The organism is Catenibacterium sp. UBA627, assembly GCF_002299355.1.
GTDB classification, from domain to species: domain Bacteria; phylum Bacillota_I; class Bacilli_A; order Erysipelotrichales; family Coprobacillaceae; genus Catenibacterium; species Catenibacterium mitsuoka.
On sequence record NZ_DBPF01000056.1, the window covers coordinates 1 to 25,874 of the forward strand.

28 protein-coding genes are annotated in these 25,874 nt (G+C 34.6%); 4 read left to right on the forward strand and 24 right to left on the reverse strand.

Annotation, left to right across the window (positions count from 1 at the left end; translation table 11 throughout):
• Positions 1–71 precede the first annotated feature (71 nt).
• The 16 genes from proC to B2S90_RS04025 form a co-directional block, all read right to left on the reverse strand.
• Complete coding sequence (gene proC, locus B2S90_RS03950; protein ID WP_055289071.1) at positions 72–851, reverse strand: pyrroline-5-carboxylate reductase; 780 nt, start codon at positions 849–851, stop codon at positions 72–74.
• Between the two features lie 41 nt (positions 852–892).
• Positions 893–1,966, reverse strand: a complete 1,074-nt coding sequence (ftsZ, locus tag B2S90_RS03955) for a cell division protein FtsZ (RefSeq protein ID WP_055289069.1) — start codon at positions 1,964–1,966, stop codon at positions 893–895.
• Between the two features lie 14 nt (positions 1,967–1,980).
• Complete coding sequence (gene ftsA / locus B2S90_RS03960) at positions 1,981–3,246, reverse strand: cell division protein FtsA (RefSeq protein ID WP_055289067.1); 1,266 nt, start codon at positions 3,244–3,246, stop codon at positions 1,981–1,983.
• 109 nt (positions 3,247–3,355) lie between these two features.
• On the reverse strand, positions 3,356–4,129 hold the full coding sequence (locus B2S90_RS03965) for a cell division protein FtsQ/DivIB (protein WP_147556498.1): 774 nt from the start codon (positions 4,127–4,129) through the stop codon (positions 3,356–3,358).
• Between the two features lie 2 nt (positions 4,130–4,131).
• Positions 4,132–5,043, reverse strand: a complete 912-nt coding sequence (gene murB / locus B2S90_RS03970; RefSeq protein ID WP_055233515.1) for a UDP-N-acetylmuramate dehydrogenase — start codon at positions 5,041–5,043, stop codon at positions 4,132–4,134.
• Between the two features lies 1 nt (position 5,044).
• Positions 5,045–6,133, reverse strand: coding sequence for an undecaprenyldiphospho-muramoylpentapeptide beta-N-acetylglucosaminyltransferase (gene murG / locus B2S90_RS03975; RefSeq protein ID WP_279148264.1), 1,089 nt, complete (start codon positions 6,131–6,133; stop codon positions 5,045–5,047).
• A gap of 11 nt (positions 6,134–6,144) precedes the next feature.
• Entirely contained in the window at positions 6,145–7,485 is a 1,341-nt protein-coding gene (murD, locus tag B2S90_RS03980) for a UDP-N-acetylmuramoyl-L-alanine--D-glutamate ligase (protein ID WP_278780709.1), read from the reverse strand.
• Positions 7,486–8,454 (reverse strand): phospho-N-acetylmuramoyl-pentapeptide-transferase, encoded by a 969-nt coding sequence (mraY, locus tag B2S90_RS03985; RefSeq protein ID WP_278860600.1) that lies wholly within the window; start codon positions 8,452–8,454, stop codon positions 7,486–7,488.
• A gap of 66 nt (positions 8,455–8,520) precedes the next feature.
• Positions 8,521–10,905, reverse strand: a complete 2,385-nt coding sequence (locus B2S90_RS03990; protein ID WP_279067316.1) for a penicillin-binding protein — start codon at positions 10,903–10,905, stop codon at positions 8,521–8,523.
• Positions 10,905–11,198 (reverse strand): hypothetical protein, encoded by a 294-nt coding sequence (locus tag B2S90_RS03995; RefSeq protein ID WP_278780707.1) that lies wholly within the window; start codon positions 11,196–11,198, stop codon positions 10,905–10,907. The genes B2S90_RS03990 and B2S90_RS03995 overlap by 1 nt, the downstream gene beginning before the upstream one ends.
• Positions 11,195–12,133 (reverse strand): 16S rRNA (cytosine(1402)-N(4))-methyltransferase RsmH, encoded by a 939-nt coding sequence (gene rsmH, locus B2S90_RS04000; RefSeq protein WP_055233520.1) that lies wholly within the window; start codon positions 12,131–12,133, stop codon positions 11,195–11,197. The genes B2S90_RS03995 and rsmH overlap by 4 nt, the downstream gene beginning before the upstream one ends.
• A gap of 5 nt (positions 12,134–12,138) precedes the next feature.
• Positions 12,139–12,570, reverse strand: a complete 432-nt coding sequence (gene mraZ, locus B2S90_RS04005) for a division/cell wall cluster transcriptional repressor MraZ (protein ID WP_278860603.1) — start codon at positions 12,568–12,570, stop codon at positions 12,139–12,141.
• Between the two features lie 187 nt (positions 12,571–12,757).
• The gene (gene rpmF / locus B2S90_RS04010) at positions 12,758–12,934 is read right to left on the reverse strand and encodes a 50S ribosomal protein L32 (protein ID WP_006504992.1); all 177 of its coding nucleotides are present in this window, start codon (positions 12,932–12,934) and stop codon (positions 12,758–12,760) included.
• A 14-nt stretch (positions 12,935–12,948) separates the two neighbouring features.
• Positions 12,949–13,464: a YceD family protein gene (locus tag B2S90_RS04015; RefSeq protein WP_278780706.1), complete on the reverse strand. Its 516-nt coding sequence runs from the start codon at positions 13,462–13,464 to the stop codon at positions 12,949–12,951.
• A 137-nt stretch (positions 13,465–13,601) separates the two neighbouring features.
• Positions 13,602–14,204, reverse strand: a complete 603-nt coding sequence (locus B2S90_RS04020) for a hypothetical protein (protein WP_055289063.1) — start codon at positions 14,202–14,204, stop codon at positions 13,602–13,604.
• Entirely contained in the window at positions 14,201–15,022 is an 822-nt protein-coding gene (locus B2S90_RS04025; RefSeq protein ID WP_055233522.1) for an HAD family hydrolase, read from the reverse strand. Before B2S90_RS04025 ends, B2S90_RS04020 begins: the two co-directional genes overlap by 4 nt.
• A gap of 200 nt (positions 15,023–15,222) precedes the next feature.
• Here B2S90_RS04025 and B2S90_RS04030 point away from each other — a divergent pair, with 200 nt between their 5' ends.
• Both B2S90_RS04030 and B2S90_RS04035 read left to right on the forward strand, forming a co-directional pair.
• Positions 15,223–16,608, forward strand: a complete 1,386-nt coding sequence (locus B2S90_RS04030) for a hypothetical protein (RefSeq protein WP_286696569.1) — start codon at positions 15,223–15,225, stop codon at positions 16,606–16,608.
• A gap of 68 nt (positions 16,609–16,676) precedes the next feature.
• Positions 16,677–17,144 carry a YbaK/EbsC family protein gene (locus B2S90_RS04035; RefSeq protein ID WP_286696570.1) on the forward strand — a complete coding sequence of 156 codons (468 nt, stop codon included), beginning with the start codon at positions 16,677–16,679 and terminating at the stop codon, positions 17,142–17,144.
• Here the strand turns inward: B2S90_RS04035 and B2S90_RS04040 are convergent.
• Genes B2S90_RS04040 through B2S90_RS04050 form a run of 3 tightly spaced genes read right to left on the reverse strand, consistent with a single transcriptional unit; the run spans position 17,115 to position 19,075 of the window.
• Positions 17,115–17,666 (reverse strand): SOS response-associated peptidase, encoded by a 552-nt coding sequence (locus B2S90_RS04040; protein ID WP_055233523.1) that lies wholly within the window; start codon positions 17,664–17,666, stop codon positions 17,115–17,117. The genes B2S90_RS04035 and B2S90_RS04040 overlap by 30 nt on opposite strands.
• Before the next feature lie 30 nt (positions 17,667–17,696).
• Entirely contained in the window at positions 17,697–18,182 is a 486-nt protein-coding gene (locus B2S90_RS04045; RefSeq protein ID WP_055233524.1) for an HD domain-containing protein, read from the reverse strand.
• 50 nt (positions 18,183–18,232) lie between these two features.
• Positions 18,233–19,075 (reverse strand): YitT family protein, encoded by an 843-nt coding sequence (locus B2S90_RS04050; protein ID WP_070101827.1) that lies wholly within the window; start codon positions 19,073–19,075, stop codon positions 18,233–18,235.
• A gap of 70 nt (positions 19,076–19,145) precedes the next feature.
• Between B2S90_RS04050 and B2S90_RS04055 the strand changes: the two genes are divergently transcribed.
• Complete coding sequence (locus B2S90_RS04055) at positions 19,146–19,778, forward strand: Crp/Fnr family transcriptional regulator (protein WP_055233526.1); 633 nt, start codon at positions 19,146–19,148, stop codon at positions 19,776–19,778.
• Positions 19,779–19,835: 57 nt separating this feature from the next.
• Positions 19,836–20,822, forward strand: coding sequence for an asparaginase (locus tag B2S90_RS04060; RefSeq protein ID WP_055289056.1), 987 nt, complete (start codon positions 19,836–19,838; stop codon positions 20,820–20,822).
• Positions 20,823–20,843: 21 nt separating this feature from the next.
• On the opposite strand, the gene B2S90_RS04065 is transcribed toward B2S90_RS04060, so the two are convergent.
• From B2S90_RS04065 to B2S90_RS04085, 5 genes are all read right to left on the reverse strand, one after another.
• A complete protein-coding gene (locus tag B2S90_RS04065; protein WP_286696571.1) occupies positions 20,844–22,835 on the reverse strand; it encodes an ABC transporter permease in 1,992 nt (663 codons plus the stop codon).
• 2 nt (positions 22,836–22,837) lie between these two features.
• Positions 22,838–23,596, reverse strand: a complete 759-nt coding sequence (locus B2S90_RS04070) for an ABC transporter ATP-binding protein (RefSeq protein WP_278860516.1) — start codon at positions 23,594–23,596, stop codon at positions 22,838–22,840.
• Between the two features lie 103 nt (positions 23,597–23,699).
• Positions 23,700–24,674: a sensor histidine kinase gene (locus B2S90_RS04075; protein WP_286696572.1), complete on the reverse strand. Its 975-nt coding sequence runs from the start codon at positions 24,672–24,674 to the stop codon at positions 23,700–23,702.
• Positions 24,658–25,344, reverse strand: a complete 687-nt coding sequence (locus B2S90_RS04080) for a response regulator transcription factor (protein ID WP_278860518.1) — start codon at positions 25,342–25,344, stop codon at positions 24,658–24,660. Before B2S90_RS04080 ends, B2S90_RS04075 begins: the two co-directional genes overlap by 17 nt.
• A 50-nt stretch (positions 25,345–25,394) precedes the next feature.
• A complete protein-coding gene (locus B2S90_RS04085) occupies positions 25,395–25,871 on the reverse strand; it encodes a flavodoxin (RefSeq protein WP_055289050.1) in 477 nt (158 codons plus the stop codon).
• Between the last annotated feature and the right edge of the window lie 3 nt (positions 25,872–25,874).

The window sequence follows — 25,874 nt, forward strand, 5'->3', positions numbered from 1 at the left end:
TTTATTCATTTTTTGTTAAAAAATGTAAAAAGTAGTCTATAGACACTATTTTAGTGCCTATAGACTACGATTTATCTATTCATTGACTTTTCAATCGCATTAATAAATGCTGAACGCATACCTGCATCTTCTAATGCTTTTACACCTCTAATAGTAGATCCACCAGGTGAAGTAACATTATCTTTTAAGACACCAGGATGAAGATCAGTCTGTAACTGCATCTTACCTGATCCTAGTACCGTCTGACTTGCAAGCTTGTAAGCCATCTTTCTAGGCATTCCCTGCATAACAGCACCATCTGCTAACGCCTCAATGACCATATAGATATAAGCAGGTGCACATCCTGATAATGCGCCTCCTACTCCCATTAAGTGATTAGGGACAACTTCGATTTCTCCTACTGAAGAGAATGCTTCTTTAATATAGTTAAACTCTTCTTCAGTTAAAGAATGTTCCTGTTCTAATAAGCACATACCTTCTCTAACAGCCATTGGCGTATTAGGCATAACAGTTAAGTGTCTTGTTGAAGCATCTAGTAAAGTGTTATATTTATCAAAGTCATAACCAAGAACAATGGAAACAACGGCCTTGTTTTTGAGATCTTCTCGCACTTCAGAAACAACTGACTCAATAACCTGTGGTTTAACACATAAGAATATAATTTCACTTTCAGAAACGACTTCATGTGCATTACTTTTGGCTTTTATACCAAAAGTACTCATCTTATCAAGCTGTGCTTTATTTAAATCATAAGCACATACCTGTCCACCTGGGATAAAACCAGATTCTACAAATCCTTGGGCAATAGCACTTGCCATATTTCCCATGCCAATAAAACCAAATTTATGCATAATAAATCCCCCTTGTAAAAAAAAGCTAACATAATGTTAGCTTAGATTTTTCTATTTCTAATAAATCCTGGTAATGGATCTTCATCATCGTCATCAATGACAGAAGATGTTTTATTTCCATGCACTGTATATATCTGTTTTGGAGTAACAGGTTCTTCTTCAGGCTGATCTTCTTCAAAACCAGTAGCAATGATAGTAACGATGATCTGGTCATCTAACTGATCATTAGTTGCAACACCCATAATAGTATTGACTTCTTCACCTACTGATTCCTGAATAGTTGCAAACGCTTCATTTGCATCAAATAATGACATGCTTGGTCCACCTGTAATATTAACAATCGCATCCTTAGCACCTGCGATAGAAATATCTAATAATGGTGAAGAAACGGCACGTTTTGCAGCTTCCTGAGCCTTGTTTTCACCATCAGCCATACCAATACCGATAAGTGCATCTCCACGATCCTTCATAACTGAACATACATCAGCAAAGTCAAGGTTGATTAATGCTGGAATCGCAATTAAGTCAGTAATTGTCTGCACAGACTGACGTAAAATGTTATCTGCTTCTCTGAACGCTTCATTCATTGGACGTCCACCAATAACTTCAAGAAGACGATCATTTGAAACAACAATAATAGAATCTACATTCTTACGTAATTCTTCAAGTCCAGCCAAAGACTGTTTCTTTCTTCTTGGCCCTTCAAATGTGAAAGGAGAAGTCACTACACCTACTGTTAAGGCACCTAAATCTCTTGCAATCTTAGCGATGACTGGTGCACCACCAGTACCTGTTCCGCCACCCATTCCAGCAGCAACAAAGACCATGTTGGCATCAGATAAAGCTTCTCTGATTTCATTTTCTGATTCCTGAGCTGCTTTACGTCCAACTTCTGGATTTCCTCCAGCACCTAATCCCTGAGTTAAATCCTTTCCTAAGAAAATCTTATTAACACCAGTAATTCCTTTTAATACCTGAGCATCTGTATTTGCAACATAGAATTCAACACCTTTTACTCCATCAGTGACCATTCTATTTACGGCGTTATTTCCACCGCCACCTACACCAATAACTTTTATTTTTGCAACTTTCACAAAGTCTAAATTTTCATCCATTGTCCTACCCTCGCTTAATCATCATTAAATATCGAATCAAAAAACTTTCTAAACTTGCCTTGATGATGAGTTGTTTCTGTCTTAGCCATCGTTAAGCCTCTCACTTTCAAACTCATCGTACTAGATAGATCAGGAAGAACCAATGAAACTTGGTCATCACCAATCAATTCTTTACGATCATCTAAGCAATATAACATACCCAAACAAGGAACAAGAGACATATCTCTAGCCCCTACTGTTTCTGGTCGATAACATCTTACAGGTGTACCTAAAACATCTGTTGCGATTAAGTTCAGGCAAGGCAGTTCGCCTCCGCCACCTACGACAACTGTTTCATAAGTACGTCCATCATTGATGGCTTCCAAACAATTCTTGATTTGTGCCATCATTTCCCAGACTGCTGTCTGTAATACTTCAGCCAAATCTTTCTGAGTATAGTTCTTTTCAACTCCATCTACTATCGTAGTATGGATAACATCTTCTTCACCAAGATCATTTTCACATGTACCATATTTCACTTTATAAATCTCAGCCTGTTCCATTGAAATCTGCCATGCATCCGCAATTGCAGCAGTGAGTGTATAACCACCCATTGGAATAGTCTTTAAGTATTTAAGGTATCCTTCTTCAAAGAAAGATATTGTTGAATGATCATGTCCGATATTGATCATCACAGCACCTTCTTGAAGATAAGCTGCATCAAATGCTTCTTTTGCAGAAGCATAGGCATCAATAGTAATATCAATAACATCTAATCCTGCTTTTTCTACAGCCGTTAAGTAAGAATACAATACTTTCTTGCTTGTAGTAATCACAAGTGTTTCTACCTTCAATGAAGCTGAACGTAAGCCAAGAGGTATACGATCTACTTCTTTAGTATCCAAACGATACTTTACAGGAATAGTTGATACAATTTCCTCTTTCTTACTCTTTTCAAAACGCTGTGCAATCTTTAATGCACGCACAACATCGCTGATTTCTATCTTATCCTGAGGTGAGTTCACCTTGGTAATACCTTTAGATTCATATGTTCTTGCATAATTACTAGGAAGAACAAGAGCTACAGATGTAATTGTTGTATTTAGTTCATCATCTGCTTCTTTTATGATTGATCTGATTTCATCAACCAGTACTTCTTCATTCTTAATCAAGCCACCTTCAATAGCATGACTCGCTAGTTTTTTCGTGAAGAGTATATTAATATTTGTGCTCATCAACTCTGCGACAAGTAACTTCAGTGTCGTAGAACCGATGTCTAAAACAGCATATATTCTTTTCATAGACACTCTCCTTATATATAATCTTATTTTATCATAATTACATACTAATGAAAACGATTTATAGATTACTTATCACAAGTTACATTTATATGACTACTTAAGTCATTTCTTACTCACATTTAGTCATATATAAATTTCTTCCCTCAAACGAGAATACACAAATATCCCTTTTACTTTGCATATAAGCCGAGTAATTGAAGCGTGATGGTGATAATGTATCCTTCATGTCTTCAATATCTACAATCAGTTTTTTTCCATCATCAAGAATCAAGGCTACTCGTTCATCATATCCCTTTTCCGGATAATAAACGATATCACTTACAGCATTTCTAATAGTAACAGGAATAGAAGCATACTGACCTGCGAGTTCTTCTACTGCCTTTAAATCATTAAATCCTGAAATCTTAGGAATCTGTTTAAGACCTGTATAATTCATACCTTCAACAACTTCAATAAGCTTTCCTTCTTCAGTCACCACATAAGTCTTGTTGTTAAGTTCCATATAAGCCACTAAACCTGCTTCCTGGATTTCAATAGAGACACCACCTAAAATGTTATGAGTGACATACGCCTTAGTAACGAGCCCTGTCTTTTTCAACTTCTTCTTAATTGTGTCATTGTTCAACAACAAGTGATAAGTATGATTTGTAATACCTGATTCCTTCACAATCAGATCTTTTGATAGCTGAGAATTACCAGTGACATGAATAGACATGACTTTTGATAATGGGGATACAATATATCCTAAAATAACTAGAAGAATTATACCGATAAGCATCAAACGACGCTTTCTTCTTTTTCTTCTTCGTCTGCTCTTTTCAATCAATTCACGTGATGGGCTGCGATCATATTCATTGAATAGAAAATCGGGCTTCTTATCCATATTTAATCCCAATTCACTAAAATAACTTCTTTATGAAGCTTAACTCCAAACTTCTCATAAACAGTCTTTTCAACAAGTCGAATAAGATCAAGTATATCCTTAGCACTTGCATAGCCATTGTTTACGATGAAATTTGAATGTTTAGGTGATACCTGTGCACCACCAATTTCATAACCACGCAACCCAGCTTCATCAATATAACGCCATGCAGGTTTTTCATCTGGATTTCTAAAGACACTTCCTGCACATGCGAAATTCCATGGCTGTGTACTCATACGACGTTCTTTACGTTTATCAAGCACTTTACGGATTTCCCCAGGATCTTTCGCTGTCATTTCAAATGTTGCATCAAGAATAATCCAATTTGGATGCTTCTGTAATACGGAATGACGATAAGAGAATTCCATATCTTCCTTGCTTAATGTAATCACATTGAGTTCATCATCAAGTACGCGTGCGCACTTGAATACATCTGCCATACAATACTTATAAGCACCAGCATTCATAAAAATGCCACCACCCATATCTCCAGGAATACCACCCATGAATTCAAAGCCTGATAATCCTGCTTTGGCACTTGAATAAGCTAAGGCAATCATAGAAACACCTGCTTGTGCCACAATAGTGCTGCCATTCATCTTAACATCATCAAATGATTTCATTGAGATGATCACACCATCATATTCTTTATCACTAAATAGGAGATCACTGCCATTACCAATAACCATGTGTTTAATGTCATGATCACGGCAATATTTTAGAGTCTGAATAAGTGAATCGATATCTTTTGCTTTAACGAATATCTTGGCAGGTCCACCCACTTTATAGGTTGTATGCTTGTACATAGGTTCATTTTCAATCACCTTGCCTACTTCCATAGACATAAGATCTTCATATACCTGCTTCACATCCATATTAGCGTCCTCCTGTTAACTTTAAAATTTCTTTATAAATATCCTCACATGCATGAGGTTTACCTAAAGCAAGTGCTTTTTGTGATAATTCTTTACGCATTTCCTCATTGTTCATATACTGATCAACGACTTCTACAAATGCATCTGCATTTAAATCCTTTTCAAGGATAAGATGTGCTGCACCCTTGTTGACAAGTTCACGGGCATTATATTCCTGATGATTTGCTACCACATATGGGCTAGGAATAATAATAGATGCAGTACCTAGTGCTGTCATTTCAGCAAGAGTTGTAGCTCCTGCACGACTGACTGCTAAATCACAACTATGTAATACGCTTGGCATATCTTCAATATAAGGTAATACATGAATAGAGTGACTTAAGTCCTTAAGTTCTTCCTTCATCTTTTCATAATAAGTCTTACCCGTAACATAAAGCACATCATAATCTTTATGATCCATCTTATGTAATGCATCCTTCATAACTGTATTGACTGTTGCAGATCCTAATGATCCCATAACAATCACCATAACTTTTCTATCAGGAGCAATATTATAAAGATCATGCACATCTTTAAGTACACCTTCAGATACAACAGAAGCACGAGGGTTACCAAGTAGCTTAGTCTTATCCTGAGGGAATGCTTTTAAAGCTTTTTCATAACAGCAAATGATTTCATCTACACGTTTAATTAAGATTTTATTTGTTAAACCAATGATGGAATTCTGTTCATGAATCATTGTCTTATAACCCTTCTGAGTTGCCGCTAAAACAATGGATGCACTTGGATATCCACCAAACCCGATCACGATATCAGGGTTGAATTCTTTTAAAATCTTCTTAGAAGACTTTAAAGACTTTAAGAAAATTAAAGCATTTTTTGCCTTCTGCAAAGGATTACCTACAAGACCTTTTACATGTAAACCACGATAATTAAGTCCCATCTGAGGTACAATCTGAGACTCTAGTCTATCTGTTGTTCCAACAAATAAGAATTCTGTATCTGGATTACATTTTTTAATATAATCAACTAAGGCAAGAGCAGGATAAATATGTCCTCCTGTTCCACCAGCACTTACTATAATTTTCATTTAACCCACTCCTATAACTTGTTCACGATGTCCTTGAAGACATTTCCTCTTTCAACATAACTATGGAATTCATCAAATGAACTTGTTGAAGGAGAAAGCAATACAACATCGCCTTCTTTGGCAATTTCTTTTGCTTTTAAGACAGCATCTTTCATATGATCTACAACAATAGTATGAGGATGTGCCATATCTTTAGAGAAACGTTCCTTTGTTTCACCAAAACAGATCAACGTCTTAATAAGAGGATTCAGTTCTCTCACATCTTTTAAATCAAGATTCTTTTCATGACCACCCATCAATAAAATAACAGGTTTTTCAAATGCTTTAATCGCAATCACTGCGGCATCTGTATTTGTTCCTTTAGAGTCATTATAATAACGTACTCCATCAAGTTCTCTTACAAATTCAATACGATGCTCTACACCCTTGAATGCTGCAAGTGTATCATGTATAGAATCAAGTGAGACACCTACTGATGCGCATGATGCAATAGCCACCATCATATTGGCTACATTATGCAAACCAACAATCTTGATTTCATCACGATCTATAACCTTCTGACCTTTGTAATAAATGGCATTGTCTTTAAGTTCTACATCTCCCTGTCCCTTGACAGAAAATGTTTCAATACGTGATGGAACTGGATACTTTGCTAAATATGACTGTAAAGTCTCATCATCGCTATTATTAATAAATAAATCTTTCTCATCCTGGTTCATATAAATACGCATCTTAGATGCATAATATTCATCTAAAGAATCCATATAATCAAGATGATCAGGTGTTAAATTTAATACAGTAGCCACTTCAGGCTTAAATTCTTCAATATCAATTAACTGGAAGTTAGACATTTCAACAACGATATCATGTCCTTCTTCTTCATATAAATGTTCATTTAATACAACTTCACAATAAGGAATACCGTAGTTACCGCAAATATGTGCCTTGCGACCTGCAGCTTTTAAGATTTCATAAATCAAAGTCACAGTCGTAGTCTTTCCATTTGTTCCTGTTACAGCAATATAATGCTGCTTTTTAGCCACCTTATAGCCTAATTCAATTTCTGTATAAACAGGAATACCACGTTCTTTTAAACGTAAGATAAATGGCGCATGATAATTAATACCTGGATTCTTAACTACAAAGTCAAAATCTCTTTCAAATAATTCATCTGGCTGTCCGCCACATACCATTTCAATTCCTTCACTCACATATGTGTCATATTCAGGAATATCTTCTTTTTTCTTTGATTCATTTATAGTGATATCAGCATGCATGAACTTTAATAATTCAACTGCTGCCTTTCCACTTTTTGCAAGTCCTAATACAAGTACTTTTTTGCCTTTAAACATTTATAACACCCCTAACAATAATCCAATAATACCAGCAATAAATCCGACAGCCCAGAAAGTGACAACAACCTTATTTTCACTCCATCCGCACATTTCAAAATGATGATGAATAGGTGCCATCTTGAAGACTCTCTTACCTCTTGTCTTAAATGAAATAACCTGAATACATACAGATAAAGTTTCAATTAGTGGCACAATACCAACAATAAGCACAAGAAGTTCCTGTTTAGTGATGACGGCAAATGCCGCAAGAATACCACCTAAAGCAAGAGAACCACAATCACCCATGAAAATCTTAGCTGGATGTGCATTGAATACTAAGAAACCAGTCAAACCACCCATTAATGCAGCACCAAATATTGCTGCTTCAATATTCTTGCTTAAAATTGCAAAAGCGACAAATGGTGTTAATGCAATGATCATAAGACCTGTTGCAAGTCCATCTAATCCATCTGTTAAATTTACGGCATTAGATTCTGCAGTAAACATGAAATAAACAAAGACTGGATAGAACCATCCAAGATTCATACTAATATGAGCAATAGGAATAATAATTTCTGTTGAGAAATTAGGTAAGAATTTTTTCGCTAAGAAATAGAATGCAATTGCCACAACTGACTGCATTGCATATTTATAGCTTGGCTTCAACCCTTTATTGCTGTGCTGCACAACAATGAGATAGTCATCAATAAATCCAATGATACCGAATCCTAATAATGAGAATGTCAATAAGTTGACATAAGGATTCATGAAATTCTGATAGTGACAGATATAAGCAGCAATCACAGTAGCTACAATGAATACCACACCACCCATTGTAGGTGTACCACCCTTTTTCTTATGAGAAGCGAGTCCCTCTTCTCTTTCCACCTGTCCAAACTTTAATTTATGTAAGTAAGGTATAACCTTAGGCATTGCGACAAGTACGAGCGCTAATGCCACTATAAAACTGATCATTAATAGAAACATGAAAATTTCCTCCCTCTATTTTACCCCACAAGTGTAGCATAATATGGGTGTAAATACAATGTCACTTTATTTTGCATAAAGCTCAATGACAGTGCCTTGTTTCAGTTCAGTTCCCTTTGTAATACTCTGAGCATAAATAGAACCCAGACCATTCATCTTAATTTCAACACCTGTCAATGATGCAAAGGCTTCTGCTTCTTTACGAGACCAGCCAAGCATTGAAGGCATTGTATATTTCTGTCCATCTGTTAACACGAGAACTTTAGATCCTGTTGTTACTTCAGTTGTACCAGATGGATACTGTCCAATAACAGTAGAACCATCACCAATTACAACAGGTGTTAATGAATGCTTCTTTAAAATGCCTTCCACATATTGTGTACTCTGGTTCATATAGTTATTTAATACATAAGGTGCTGTATTCACCTTTTCAGTATCTTTACTTAAGATATTTAATGCCGATTTAATAATACTCTTAACAAGTGTGCCAGAATAATTTGTACCGCTCTTTTCATTCTGAAACCAGACAATCACTTCTACTTCAGGATCACGATAAGGTGCCATACCAACAAAGGAATGTGTATGTTTTGTAGATGAATAAGCACCATTTTCCGCAATCTGACCAGTACCTGTCTTACCGATGATTTCAACTGATGAATCCTTATAATCACGACCTGTAGAACCATCAATATTAACAACACCATAAAGAAGTGTTCTAATCTGTGCAACTGCTTCAGTAGAATAGATTTTCTTAGAATAAGAAGTCTTGGCACTATAAAGTGTTTTACCATTTGTTGGATTAACAACTTTTTCTACTAGATAAGGCTCTACTGTACGTCCGTCATTCGCAAATGCTGAATAACCTCTTAACAGCTGTAATGTCGTGATAGAAGACCCTTGACCAAATCCAGTTGTGAAATATTCAAGACTCTTTGTTTTACCATCAAAGCCTTTTACACCACTTCCTGAAGACAAGCCATCCACCTTACTTGTCTGGAATAATCCAAGATTCTTATAATCTTCAATAAGACTGGACATATTTGTATGTTCAGCAAGAATATGACAAATAGCTGTATTTGAAGAATGGTACAAACCATCACGATAAGTAATGCGACCCCATCCTATTCTATTATGGTCATGAATTGTTGCAATCACACGGCCATTAGATATATAGTCATATGTTCCTGAGTTATATTTACTATCTAAGTCTAATACACCATCCGTTAAAGCATTCGCATATACAAATGGCTTGAAAACCGAACCACATTCAAATGCTTCGTTGAGGAATGTATCATTATAATTTGAAAAATTACGTTTATTAGGATCAAATGAAGGGTAGTTAGAAATCGCCAGCAATGCACCTGTCTTCGCATTCATAACAGCAGCACAGGCTTTAGTTGCATCCGTATTTTCCTGCATATCTTTCATTAATGAATCCAGTTCTGTCTGAAGAGTAGAATTGATTGTCAAATAAACATCATTACCACTTACTGCCTTCTTATCAGAAATAACACCATTAGGCAATGTATTACGTTTAGAATCTACCAAGTAGATTTTTTCACCATTTGTACCTTTAAGCCAGTTATTGTAGCTCTTTTCAATACCCATCTGTCCAACGATATTGTAAGGATCTGTTTCTGCAGCCACAGCTGCATATCCTACTTCATAACTTGCAAAATCACCAAAATGATAATTACGAGATGTAATTTCATCAAATTCAAGACCTGGCAATCCTAATGATTGAATCTTTTCTTTCGTGATTGAAGAAAGATTACGACCATAGTTACCAAATTCCACCTGATATGTTTTCTTAGTCAAGCGGGATAAAACTGTTTGTTTTGAAACACCTAAGATAGGTGCTAACAGTTCTGCTGTCTTATTCTTATCCACAACATAAGCAGGAACTTCTTTACTTGTATAGCACTCCTCTAGAACCACTTGTAGAGTGTATGTATCAGCAAATCTATTTTTGGTGAATCTAAAACCCGGAAGTTCTAACGCTTCGATTTTTGCTTTCTTTCCAGCTGAAAGCTTACTACCACACTCACCAAGTTCTACTGAATCAGCTTTTTTATTTAAGCTCTTCATAATTGCATCTTTAGATACACCTAGAATAGGTGCGAGCTGTTCTGCCGTCTTATCCTTATCTAGAACATAAGCAGGTACCTTTTCTTTACTATAACGTTCAGAAAGAACTGCTCTTAACTTATATTTTTTTACATCCGAAGCGATGATTTCATTATCACTTGTATAAATAGTACCGCGGGCTGCCTGAACAACCTTAGTCACTTGTCCTCCTCCACGATTTTTCGCAAAGTCTCTCACGTTGACATTACTGATCATTGTCTTACCTGTTGTACACAAATAACAGACATTGATTCCTAACACAATCATCATAAAAAGGAATACAAGCATAACAACCTGACCACTTCTATTTCTAGATTTCTTCATTATTCTTCAGCTCCTACTACTGCAGCAGCTGCAGAACTAGGCTGATAATCATAACCTTTCTTTGTTGCAACATCTTTCATACGTGAAAAAGAAGCCAATTCCTGTTTAGACATTTCTAAAGCATCAATATCTGATTGTACTTCAGAAATTTTATCCTGTGTCTCTTTGATATTTGCATTTAATTGTGATTCATAAGAATTCAAATAAATACTACCTACCAAAAATAGCACAAAAGAGAAAGCAAGCAACACTTCTGTCATTTTTAAAAATCTTGATTTTCTTCTTTTCATCATTCATCACGTATCCTTTCTATAACCCTTAATTTAGCTGAATGAGAACGTCTGTTCTCAGATAATTCTTTTTCATCTGCCACAATAGGTTTTCTTGTTACTTTCTTAAAATGAGGCTGATATTCCTCCGGAATAACTGGCATACCCATCGGCAAGTCTGGTACTGCAGTCTTTTCATTAAACATATACTTAGTGATCTTATCTTCTAATGAATGGAAACTGATGACTGCAACACGTCCACCTACGTTCAATAAATCTAATGAATCTGTCAAAGCACGTTCAAATACATTTAACTCATCATTGACTTCAATACGAATAGCCTGGAATGTACGTTTAGCTGGATGACCACCTGTACGTCTTGCACGTGCTGGAATTGCCTTTTTCACAATTTCCACTAATTCAAAAGTTGTTTCAATAGGCTTAACCTGTCTTTCTTTTTCAATCATTCTTGCAATCGATTTTGCAAACTTCTCATCTGCATACTTATATAAAATAGTCACTAAATCCTGGTAAGAGTAGTTATTCACCACTTCATATGCACTTAATGGCTGTTCCTGATTCATACGCATATCAAGTCTTGCATCTGTATTGTAGCTAAATCCTCTTTCAGCATTATCAAACTGCGGAGATGATACACCCAAATCAAATACAATACCATCCACCTTATAAACACCTTCCATCGAAAGTCTTGCTTTAATTTCCTTAAAGTTCGCATGGATGATTGTAAAGTTATCCGAAATTTGAGACAGTCTTTCTCTTGCTGCCTCAATTGCATGTGCATCCTGATCAAAACAGTATAAATGCCCTGTTGTCAGTTTTTCTAGAATACGAGAACTGTGTCCCCCTCCTCCTAGAGTACAATCCACATAAATACCATCCTCTTTTATATTTAATGCATCAATTGTTTCATCTAATAATACACTATAGTGTTCAAACATATTTATCATTCCTCATTTTCTGATATTCTTTCTGACAATTCATCAAACTGGTCATCATATTCATCATAGAATGCTTCCCACTTGGCAGTATCCCATATTTCAATATGTTCACCAGCACCAACAATAGTACACTCCTTCTCTAAATGAGCATGTGTACGTAATACCTGGGGAATATTGATGCGACCTAATTTATCAAATTCGCTGCAATTCATACGTGAAGTCACCATACGCAAATAAGCACGTTCTTCTTTCTTCTTATTAGAGAGTTTCTTTAACTCTTCATAATAAGTCTGCCAGCCTTCTTCTGTATAAATATCAAGGCAGCCTTCGTGGCCTCTCATGATATAGACATGGTCTCCGCATTCTCCGCGGAACTTAGCAGGAATGCTCAAACGGCCTTTAGTATCTAGATTGTGCTTGTACTCGCCATAGAACATACCTTACTCACCACACCTTTCCACAATTTTCCACCTTTTTACACTTGTTACCACTATTATAGACTTACAATCCACATTCAGACAAGAAATTTATGGAAATAAAACAGAAAAAAAAGATTTCTAGCACAAAACGCTAAAAATCCTCTTAAAAATAAAAAAAAGAGAGACTTTCATCTCTCCAAAGGAATTATTTTACATCCTTAACTTTAACGCCATTATAATAACCACAATGACCACAAACTCTATGTGCTAATTTGAATTCACCACATTCTGGACATTTAACAACTGCAGGAGCTGATAATTTGTCATGAGTTCTTCTCTTGTCTCTTCTTGTACTTGATACTCTTCTAAATGGTACTGCCATCTTGTTCTACCTCCTTATTCCTGATCCTTGAAATAATCTTTGAGTTTTGCTAAACGGGGATCGATTGTATCCTCTTCTTTTGCGACTACTTCGCTTTCATCCATAACTTTCCAGCCTAAGCCGCTTGTTTTCATCTTTGCGCCTTCCTTCACAACTCTCATTGGAATAGCCATCATGATTTCTTGGAATATGACAGAAGTAAGATCAGCAACATTCTTTCTTGCTTCTACAACATCTTCGTCTTCATCAGGCTTATAAAACGCAAACACAACATCTGTATCAATAGAAAATGGGTAATCAACATCTTCCAATGATATAGCACAAGGAACAACCATTGTTCCCTGAACATGGTAGGTTACATAAAGACGTTCTTCACTACTATTGAAGTTGCCTGATCCTGTAACTTCCACATCCTTCAAATCATTGATTCGAGATAAGTTATAGAACATTTCTTTAGGAAATGTTATCGTTTCTTCGAAATCAAATTTTCCATTTTTCTGTTTGACTAACCAATTACGATTCCATTTCACCTTGATCACCCTCTATAACTGCATCACCCATTATAATGAAAACGAGATTATAAGTCAATCAAAAAAATCATTTTCTAATGGGCATTAATCGCATATTTTTTTAAATGCCTTTGCGACCGTGTGTATTCTAACATAGTTTATTCAAAAAAGATAGATAAATTTTCAAAAAGCCATTTAAAACCTCTAATCATTCTTTGACCTGGTTCAGTGAAATGACCGCCATTCTCTTCTATATATATACATATGTTATTCTTGCTTAAGTAATGGTAGGTTTCTATTGTATTTTGTCCTACTGTACACATTAGTTTATTCTTAGTCTTTGATTCCTTTCTACCTAGAGATAAATAAACAGTTCCTTTTCGATGAATCGTATGAAGATAGTTCATCCAGCCTGGAAACCATAAGGAACCCGATGCACTTATACATCCTATAAAAGATTGATGTCTTCCATACATCCATAAACTAAACAAGCCACCAAGAGAATAACCCGCAATAAGATAATGATGAGAAGAAGTCATAGTTGAAAGAATCCACTTTTCAAGTTCCTTCCCCTTTCCGCCAAAACCATCAGCAGCCCAAGGAGATAATTCATCATTCCAATCCTTGATGACCGGTGCAATGAGACAATAGTCTCTTGTAAATGATTCTACAATTGAAGTGCAATCATGAAAGAAACAGAAGATATAAACATCAGCATCTTGATTGCCATAAATCTGGCATTCTCTTCCATAATAGATCATATTAGTTTGTAATGCTCCATTGCATTATATATTCCATCATTATCCACTGTATCAGTCACATAATCTGCAACAGCCTTTGCCAATTCAGCCCCATTGCCCATTGCAATAGCAGTACCAGCCATTTCCAACATTTCTATATCATTTGTAGAATCACCAAATGCATAGGCATTTTCTATTGGTTCACCAATAGACTCCATGAAATTTTGAATAGTCGCCCCTTTAGATACACCTTTAATCATCATTTCTCCAGCCTTTGCACCAAATATTGATGTATAGCCTCCAGCTGGTATAAAAGTCAAACTTGGGTCTAATTCTTTCATGAATCTCTCAGCTGCTTCTACCGTATCAAAAGTCGCATCAATCTTAAGAATTGGATTATTCTCTGTTTCAGCCATTGTCTTCATACTCTTTTTCTTGAACACTTCTTCAACAGGTTCATCAAATTTCTTTTTGAACTGTTCTTCAAACATAGCATGTGTATAAGGATTCTGGTAACCATATTTCCAGTCTATAATTTGATAGCCTCCACCTAATTCTTCAATAAGTTCAAGTGTTTTCTTTACAACATCTTCTGAAATGATTTTCTGTAATTCTGGTTTACCATCACGAATCACTGCTGCACCATTCGCAATAATTGCATCTTCTATTCCTGTAAAAGAAATTTCCTTTGTCATAAAATAACTTCTTCCTGTGCAGAAGAAACAATGATGTCCATTCTCTTTTGCTTTCTTAATAGCCTCTATTGCACTTTGTGGCACAGTATGTGTGACATCACTTAATAAAGTACCATCTATATCAAAAAATAAATATTTCCCCATATGTTTTCTCCTATATCAATAGATTATAGTGTAATCTCTTTTAAGTATTATAATATAAGAATCCATAAAGAAACATCATTTTCTAATTATGAACAGCTTTTCAAAACTATTTTGACAAGAATCTAGCATCATTTTTCAATATATTTAAAAAATCTCTCATTTCAGCATCGTTCTGATATACTATTGTTGAGGTGATTATTATGGATGAATTTTTAAGAGATATACATACATTATTATTCAAGGAATGGATTCTCATTCAGTCTATTGAGGGCTGTGATATTAAAGAAGAAAATAAAAAAGTTATTCTCACAACGCCTTATTGTCATGCCGAAGTGGTATTTAATGACCATAACCTGATTGAATTATCCGTCACAAATCTCGTCACTGATAAGATAGACTTCTATCTTCATTTTCAGATGCATACTATGAGTCATGCCATTTCTTTATATGAAGAAATGCTTCAATGTGTTAAACAATTGATCAATGAACCTCCTGTTCGTGTTCTTTTAACATGTACAAGCGGCCTCACTACAGGTATGTTTGCCGCACAACTCAATGAAGCGACTACGCTTTTATCTAAGAATTATGAATTTGATGCGATTGCTTACCATGAACTCTATGATATTGCGAAGAATTATGATGCGATTCTTGTGGCTCCACAGGTGAGCTCTAAAAAGACAAAACTAGAAACATGCTTTAAAAAGAAGATAGTACTGACTATCCCCTCTACAATATTCGCAAAATATGATGCAGGCGCATTATTAGAATTCTTAGATGAACATCTATCGTCTCGTCGTCATCCAACTACGGCTTGTTTACCTGTCATTAGTCGTCCAGTACCTCATCAGACAAAGATTTTAACCATTGCGACAGTTCGCACAAGTCATCGTACAAGAATGATATATCGTGTTTTTGATCCTAACAACAAAATATTATTAGATAATGAAGTCGTTAAGTTTGATTTTCAAGTGAATGACCTCTTTGATATCCTTGATACAGTATTACTCTTTCATCCAGATATTCCTATTATTGGAATTAGTCTTCCAGGTATAATTCATGATGGTTATATGGACTTCCGTGACCAAAGAATCAATGTCTTAGGACCGCTTAATAAACGTTATCCAAATAAACGTTTCTATTTATTTAATGATGTCAATGCCCTTGTATCTGGTTATTATATTTCACAGAATGAATACCAGACAATCTCTTTTCTTTATCAGCCATCCATGGGCAGACCTTGTGGTATAGGTTCTGTCTTTAAAGGACAATTAATAGAAGGAGCGCATAAGATAGCAGGAGAAGCCAAATATCTGCCATTTAACAGAGAACAATTTCAAAAGACACCAGAGGAACAATTAAAATTCCTTGCCTATCAGGCTGCTGCAGTCATTTCTATCTATGATCCTGAAATATTGATCGTATCATGTAAATATACTAATAAACATGAGTTAAGAGAATTATTAAAGAAATACTTTCCAGAAGAATATCTTCCCGATATTCACTTTATTGAACATTTCAAGGAATATGGATTGCTAGGTGCTTTGATTCTTTCTATCCAAGAAGAAAATAAAGGTTGTGATTATTGAAAAACTCAGTTTTTATGGTATAATCCTTATCAACATATCTAGTTAATATGTTGATAGGAGGGGTTATTATGTCTTTAAGTTCTGTTAGAAATTATTTCAAACAATATAATTTGGATACACATATTGTAGAGTTTCCTGTATCAAGTGCGACCGTGGAACTTGCAGCACAAGCTATTGGCTGTAAAGAACAGGAAATTGCGAAAACAATGTCTTTTCATGTTGGGGATGAAGTCATTGTAATTGTAATGGCCGGAGATGCAAGAATCAACAATAAGAAATATAAATCATTCTTTCACAAGAAAGCTAAAATGCTTCATGGAGATGAAGTAGAATCTTTGACTGGTCATCCAGTAGGTGGTGTTTGTCCTTTTGGATTAAAAGAAGGTATTAAAGTCTATCTTGATGAGTCTCTAGAACGTTTTGATCATGTTTATCCAGCATGTGGCAGTCCTAATAGCGCTATTAAGCTCACTATTCCAGAATTAGAAAAATATGCCCACCAGGAATCATGGATTGATGTCACTGATATCATCTAATGATATTTGTTTATGAGAACCAAGGACTTCTAAAGAGTCTTTGGTTTTTTTGTATACTCTTCCTTCATTAAGCCATAAATCTATATCTTCAAATGAAACAATGACAGGCATTCTTGTATGAATGTTAGACATGATGTCTTCTGCTTCTTTTGTAAGTATTGTAAAATAATTATCATGATAGATACCTGCAAGATAAAGAATATGATTATTAGTAAAGCGATATTGCGCATGCGCTCTATCCCATTCATAGAAACCACTGATTGGAATAATACATCTTCTTTTTACTGCATCTTCTTTAAACATCTTCTTTTCCAATACTGTTTCTATGCGTGCATTAAAGACACGTTTTTGATTTAATGGATAACCCCATGTCTTATAGTCTCCATAATGACCCTTCAAAATAATAAAGCCTTCCTCTCCTGGATGAATATCTCCATAAGGAAACATATGTCCATCAGGAATAATGACCCATCTTGTTAAATCATATTTCAATTGTTCATCTAAATAATAACGTCCACACATAATAATCCTCCAAAAAAAGTCATAGAAAAACTATGACTTAAACATTGTATCTAATATATGCTTACCTGTTTCTGTTTCAAAAAAACTCTCTTTGGCATGCTGAATAGATTCAATAGAAGCATTCCCTTCAAATGCATTGACTAAAAAATCTGCTTCCAACAAGATACGATAATCCATTCCTTCTACATTAGTATATGTATGATGATGCGCAATCAAGAAACATATTCTTTCTATATCATCTTCTTTAAATCCTAAAGAAGTACATATTTCTCTTGCAGGTGCAGGACCTTCCTGTTCCTGCAGTTTTCCATTTTGAAAGCCATATTTCTCTTCTGATACACGTATTCCAATATCATGTAAAATACTGGCTGCTTCTAATACAAATAGTGTATGTGCATCTAATCCTTCTTTTTCACCAATTAATTTAGAGAAGCTATGTACCTTTATAAAATGCTGGATACGCTTAGGATCTCCATAATCAAATTCAATCATCTTCATCATTAATTCATTCAACATATTTATCACCTATATCTATTGTAGCACAAAAAGAAAAAGACCCGTAGGTCTTAACGTGATAATGTATACCCTTTTCCAATGACTGAATGAACATCACTCACAAAAACAAAGGAAGTAGGATCTATTTCTACAGAGATTTTCTTAATTGTCGCAATCTTTTTATACTGTGTGACCACAAGTATCACCTGCATATCTTCTCTTAAATAACCTGTTTCCGCTTTTAATAACGTGAGCCCAACATCAATTTCTTTATAAATGCGTTCTCTGATTTTTTCATATTCATGACTCATAATCATGATTTCACATTGTGATTGACCATATGCCAATACTTTATTGACTGTTATAGTACAGATCATAATCGCAAGAATACCATATACATTCTTCATAAAGGGATTAGATGCCACCTGAATCAAAATAACTGTAATATCACATACATTCATAACGATAGAAACAGGAACTTTGAAATACTTCTGTAAGATGACACCAATAATATCAAAACCACCAGAAGATCCATCACCTAAAAGTACAAGTCCTACCCCTGCCCCAATGAGGACACCTGCAAGAATTGCACTCATTAAAGGATCAGAACTCATTTCAGCTAAGAGATTATATTTTTGACATAGATCTAATCCAAATGGAAAGATAATACTGACAATTAATGTCTTGAAAATGAATTCTTTACCAATAAATATATAACCTAATATAAATAATATCGCATTACAAATTAATACAAGAATTGAGACTGGTAATGGAATCATCTTACTTAAAATAACACATAAACCTGTTACGCCTCCTGCAGCGAAGGATTGTGGTAATACAATCATACCAAGTGCTATATCAGTCAAAGCGACACCAACCAAGATTTTTACTATTGATAATACCTTTTCCTTCATTTTCATCACCCAGGAATATTATAATGATAAAAAGAGACAATACAGTAGCCTAGGCTACAATGGAGGACATATGAATATCATTATTCCAGAAAACTATTTTTATTTTTTTGAATCAGTAGGTGAACGTTGTGTCTTGCCTTCAAAGACAGTCATCTTTTATGAGAGTGATGACGCGAATGATATCTATCTTTTAATCAAAGGTCGTGTCCGTGCTTATTTAAGCAGTCCACAGGGGAAACAGATTACCTTGGAGGTATTAAAGAAAGGACGTATTTTTGGTGATGGTTCTTTTTTAAACCATTCTGTACGTAAAGCGAATATGGCCACAATTACTGATGTAGAATTCATCCGTTGTCATATTACTGATTTGATGCCTATATTACAGAAAAATAATGATCTCATGATACTTATGCTTCAGCATCTGACTTCTACATGCAACTATTTAACACATACAATTGAAAGATTAGTGAACTATAATAGTACACAAAAGGTAGCTGACTTCCTTCTTATTGAAACAGATAACGGAAAGAAATCCATTCCTTATACACACGAAGATATTGCAGGATGTTTAGATATGAATAGAGTGACGGTATCACGTATTATGAAGAAATTAAAAGAGGAAAATGCTGTAGAGTATGAGTATGGGATTGTTTCTGTAACGGATTCTAAAACATTGAAGCATATTCTAGAACACACTAAATAGAGATTATTGCATTCAAGTTTTGTTTTAAATATAATTATGAGCGAGGTGTAAAAAAATATGAAAAAGAAAAGAATTGCGATTATTGCAACAGGTGGTACGATTGCAGGAAGTGGTGCTGCAGGTAAAACAACAAATTATGAAGCAGGCACTATTTCTGTAGATGAAGTATTGGATTCTATTCCAGATATAAGAGATCGTGTTGAGATTGTTTTAGATAATCTCTTTTCTGTTGATTCTAATGAAATTGATGATCAAAGATGGTTGATCTTAACTGAACATATTAATAAACTTGCAGATCAGCAGGATATTGATGGAATTGTTGTCACTCATGGAACTGATACAATGGAAGAAACATCTTACTTCTTAAACTTAACAGTCAATACATTAAAACCTGTTGTTTTAACAGGTGCGATGCGTCCTGCAACTGCAACAAGTGCCGATGGACCATTTAACTTATTCCAGGCCATTATGCTTGCAAGTCATAGCGAAGCTTGGGGTCGTGGTGTAATGTGCTTATTTTCAAGTACTATCTTCTCTGGTAGAGATATCCAGAAGATCAGTAATTATAAGATCGATGCCTTCGACCAGAGAGCTTTCGCCAATCTTGGTTATATGAAGGATGATGAAGTCTATTTCTCTTCTCAACCATTAAAGAGACATACTACTTATTCAGTCTTTTCACGTAAACCAATCAACGATTTAGCTCATGTCGCAATTGCCGACTACTATGTGGGTGCTTCTCCTGATATTCTTGACTTTTTAGCAAAAAATAATGAAGGTATTGTGATTGTCGGAACAGGGAGCGGAAACTATTCCAAGGCGTGGCGTCAACGTATTGAAGAATTATCTGAACAGGGTATTGTCTTTGTACGTGCGAGCCGTGTAACGAACAGTATTATCTTCCAGGATGATTATTTTGATCCTAAGCATGTATGTCTAGGGGCTAATAACCTATCTCCTTATAAAGCACGTATTCTATTAATGCTTTCTCTAACAATCACAAAAGATAAAAAAGTAATTAACGATTACTTCTTAAACTACTAAAAAAAGGCTCGAAAGCCTTTTTTATTTTTTTCTTACAATTTTATAATATGTACGACTTGTACAGAAATAAACAATAGTATAACAAATAGTAAGTACTATCACTGATACAACAGTACATGTAATAAATGTCTGAGGGGCACTAAGAATCATTACCTTAAACATCTTTAAGATCATATTATATGCCATGGACATATGAATCACAGCAACTACAAGAGGAAGAAAGAAGAAAATCAATACCTGTGAAGATACAGCCTGTCTGACTTCTTTTTTACTCAATCCTACGTTCTGCAGTATTTCATATCTTTTCTGATCTTCATAGCCTTCAGATAACTGCTTATAATACATAATCAATACTGCTGCCATCATAAAGAGTACACCTAGAAAGATTCCTAAGAATAATAATGAACCATACATCTGACTAAATTCCTGGTAGTTTTCATAGCGAGTCATATTAGAACAACTGATTTCACCATCATTCTTTTCACTGACTTTCAAAGTGAAATTCTGTGTTGTTTTACGCATGACTTCTTCAGCCTTTGAATTGAAATAACCACCTTTATAATCCACTAATATTTCATAAACATAAGAAGGGGAAGAACGATGTTCAAATGTAAGTGCCTGTTTTAAGGCTGCATCATCCTTGAATACAAATGTGATACTATCTGAATCTACATTTGCAATATCATCCTTTACAAACCAAGGATCATTCTTAACCATCTTCAATGAATACAATTGATTATTCAACATCATTGAATCATGATTAAAATGATAATTAGAATTATAAAGCACTTCATGATCATTTAAAGTGACATGATGATTATAAATACGATTGTAATCAGCTAATGTCATTCCAAGAATTGTAAGAATCTTATTATTAACACCTTCTCCTGGCGCAGTGAAGACTGTACCATTTTGAGAAGCCAATACATGACAATACTTTAAAGAAGCCATTCGAGAAATATCGATATTTTTAGAAGCAAGAGATGTTTTAATATCCTTTTCAAGGTTGATGATTTCTTCATCCATGTTCACCTTTTCCATATTCCCTACTTTATAACTATAGTCAGCACGAACACTTTTTTTCGCAGTATCAAAAATGCCACTATAAAGAGTATATGTAGAAGAAATCATGACAAGAATACATGTACATAAAATACAGATACTAGCGAGTCCAACTGCATTCTGCTTCATACGATACATCATCTGAGACACACTGATGAAGTGATTTGTCTGATAGTAATACTTCTTATTCTTCTTTAATATTTTCAAAATTACAATGGAACCAGCAGTAAAGAGTGCATATGTACCAATAATAACAAGTACAACTGCCACAAAGAATAAGACAAGTGCTGTGATTGGATCTTTAATTGTCAAAGCAATCGCATAACCAGCACCTAGTGTGATAACACCTATTAAAGTCATCAACAACTTTGTCTTTGGTTCCTTTTCTCCAACCTGTCCACCCTTTAATAACTGGATTGGATTAGAGAAACGAATAGATGCTGCATTGATCATAAATGAGACAAAGAAAATAACACTAAAGAGAAGAGTTGTGTTCAAAATCGCATTCATATCAATACTGAATACAATCGATGTATGAATAGCCAATATCTTCACTAAAATAAGCATCATGAGCTTACTGAATAGAACACCTGTTAATACACCAAATCCTAAAGAAATCAAATAAACAATCAATGTTTCAAAAAAGATGATCAACATCACATGACGCTTTTCCATTCCTAATATATTATAGAGTCCAAGTTCCTTCTTACGATTCTTCATGAGGAAGCTATTTATATATAATAGGAATATGACTGAGAATATAATCACAACATACACGCCAAGACCCATCATCATGGCTGCTGATTCACTGTCTTTTCTTAGGCCATTATCTCCACTTAGGAACTTCACACAATAGAACATCATAACTGTAAAGATACTTGTAATAAGATATGGGAAATAGATTTTTCCATTCTTTTTAATATTTGTCAGAGCAAGTTTTAAATAAAACATAATTACTTACCTCCTGTCTGGAGTAGTGTAAGTGTATCACTGATTGACTGATACATTTCTTCGTTTGTCTTATCTCCTTTATAGATCTGATGATAGACCTGTCCATCACGTATAAATAAGACACGTTTCGCAAAACTGGCTGCTTTGGTACTATGAGTAACCATCACAATGGTCTGTCCTTCTTTATTTACATGATCAAAGATATTCAATAAATCATCTGTTGATTTAGAATCCAAAGCACCTGTAGGTTCATCTGCTAAGATAATCTGAGGATGAGTAATTAAAGCTCTTGCAACAGCCGCTCTTTGTTTCTGTCCTCCTGATACTTCATAAGGGTATTTATCCAGTAGTGATTCAATACCTAGCTGTGGTGCTAAGTGATTCAATTTAGTTTCCATCACATCATAGTTTTCTTTAGACAAAACCAGAGGTAAAAAGATATTATCACGTAAAGAGAATGTATCTAATAAGTTGAAATCCTGAAATACAAATCCAAGATTTTTTCTTCTAAACTGTGAAATATGCTTTTCACTGATTTTAGTAATATCTTCTCCATTGAGTAATACTTCTCCACTTGTTGGTGTATCTAGAGATGCTAGAATATTTAAAAGTGTTGTCTTACCACTTCCTGATTCCCCCATAATCGCTACATACTCCCCTTCTTCTACTGAAAAAGAGACATTAGACAGAGCAGTGACCTGCTGAGATGAAAAACGTGTTGTATAGACTTTTTTCAAGTTTTTAACTTCTAATAATGACATATATGTTTTCCTCCTTCGTTACAACTATAGTTTAATTATTTTGAAACATATCTGCCATTGATTCACCTTACAGAATAAGTCTCTTATCTTACATTTCTGTAAGTTACTCTACGATAAGAGGTTTCTTCTCAAAACAGATGGAAACAGTGGTTCCTTGGTTGATTATAGATTCTATATGAATAGGATAACCTAGAGTATCACATATATTCTTAACAAGATATAAGCCTAATCCACTGGCCTTCTTATCAATACGTCCATTTGTACCGGTAAAGCCTTTTTCAAAGACACGAGGCAAGTCCTCTTTCTTGATACCAATTCCTGTATCTTCTATATATAATGTATATCCCTTCATATAAATATGAATAGAACCTTCTTTAGTATACTTCAAGGCATTGGATAAGATCTGTTCAATAATAAAAGAAGTCCACTTCTCATCCGTAACTATTTCTTCATCTAGCTCTTCTAGATTCAAAGATATTTTCTTATGAATAAAGAATAAAGATTGTTTCTTAACAACTCCATTTACTATATCCCCTATTTTATAATGACCAATCTTCAAATCCTGATTCATATGTCCCATCTTGACATAGTACATCATCATATCCACATACTGTTCAATACGTAATATCTGCATGGATAGTAGATGTGGTGATGACTCACCTGATTGTATGAGTAGTCGAAGTCCTGCAATGGGTGTCTTAATCTGATGAACCCAGAGTGTCATATAATCAGATAACTCATGATAATTTGTATCCTTTTGATTATTAAGGACAATATTAGCCTGGATAATCTTCTCTATAAGAGAATAATAAGAGTCTTCTAAAGCATTCTCTGGAGTCGAAATATTTTCCAAATAAATATGATCTAGATGCAAGGCATACTTAAGTGCTTTGATCTTGTTATTATATTTGTAATAGTCATAACTAAAATAAACAATCACAAAAAAGAAACATAAACAGGTAGGATAATAAAGCAATGAAATAGAAACATCGCATAATAAGAGAATCAGATCAAATAAGAAGATCATGACTAAATAGACAAAATAGAAACGATAATGGTCTTTAATATATGTCTTCATAATATAACTGATACCCTATCCCTTTCTTTGTATGAATAAGCTGTGGTAAAGAAAAAGCATCTAATTTCTTTCTTAAGCGATTAATATTTACACTTAATGTATTATCATCTACAAAAGCTTCACTTTGCCAAAGAGCTTCCATGATTGTATCTCTTGATACAATCTGCCCTGCATGTTCAAATAATATCTGCATGATCTTAAGTTCTGTTTTAGTGAGTTCTATAGAGTCTTCATGATAGCTAATGACGCCTTTTAATAAATCAAGAGTCAGTGAGTGATAGTTCAAGACATTCTGTGTTTTATTAAATGAATAGGTACGTCTAAGTATTGCCTGTAACTTAGCCGTGAGTACCATTAAGTCAAAAGGCTTATTAATAAAATCATCTGCACCCATATTCATCGCCATAACGATATTCATATTCTCACTTGTAGAAGAGATAAAGATAATAGGTACTTCTGATTCTTTTCTTATTTCCTGACACCAATAATAACCATTGTAGTAAGGCAGTGAGATATCTAATAAGATAAGTAATGGTTCATAGAGTCTAAAGTCTTCTAAGACATTTTCAAAATCATTGACTACAAACACATCATAATTCCACTTTTCTAGATGTTTCTTAATAGAAGATGCAATGATGTCATCATCTTCTACAATCATTATTTTCTGCATATATGACCACCTCTAGTTCATTATACACAAAAAAGAGACAAAATGTCTCTTTATAGTTGTTTGATCCATTCTTCAATTGTATCAAGAGAAGTAATAAGAGTATCTCCTCCATTTGAATCAAATTGAACTTCTATTGATGTAGGAATAATAGAATCCTTTAATTCTTTTTTCATATCCTTAATAACTTTTCCTGGCCATCCTCCATGAGTCATAAAAGGAATAACAGTTTTCCCTTTGAAATCATGCATATGAATAAATGTCTTCATCGCAGGAGCCATCGTATACCACCATGTAGGTGTTCCTAGAAAAATACGATCATAGTCTTCAATAGAGATTTCTTTAATAGGTGGTTCATAGCCTTTCTTTACTTCTTTAAGGCCTAAATCTACCACTTCATCATAATCATCACTATAAGGTTGAATTGTTTCTATTACCTTTAGATCAGCCCCAGTTTTCTTTTGAATCATTTTTGCAATATGTATTGTATTACCATGAGAATAACTGAATACAACGATTAAATCTTTCATAAA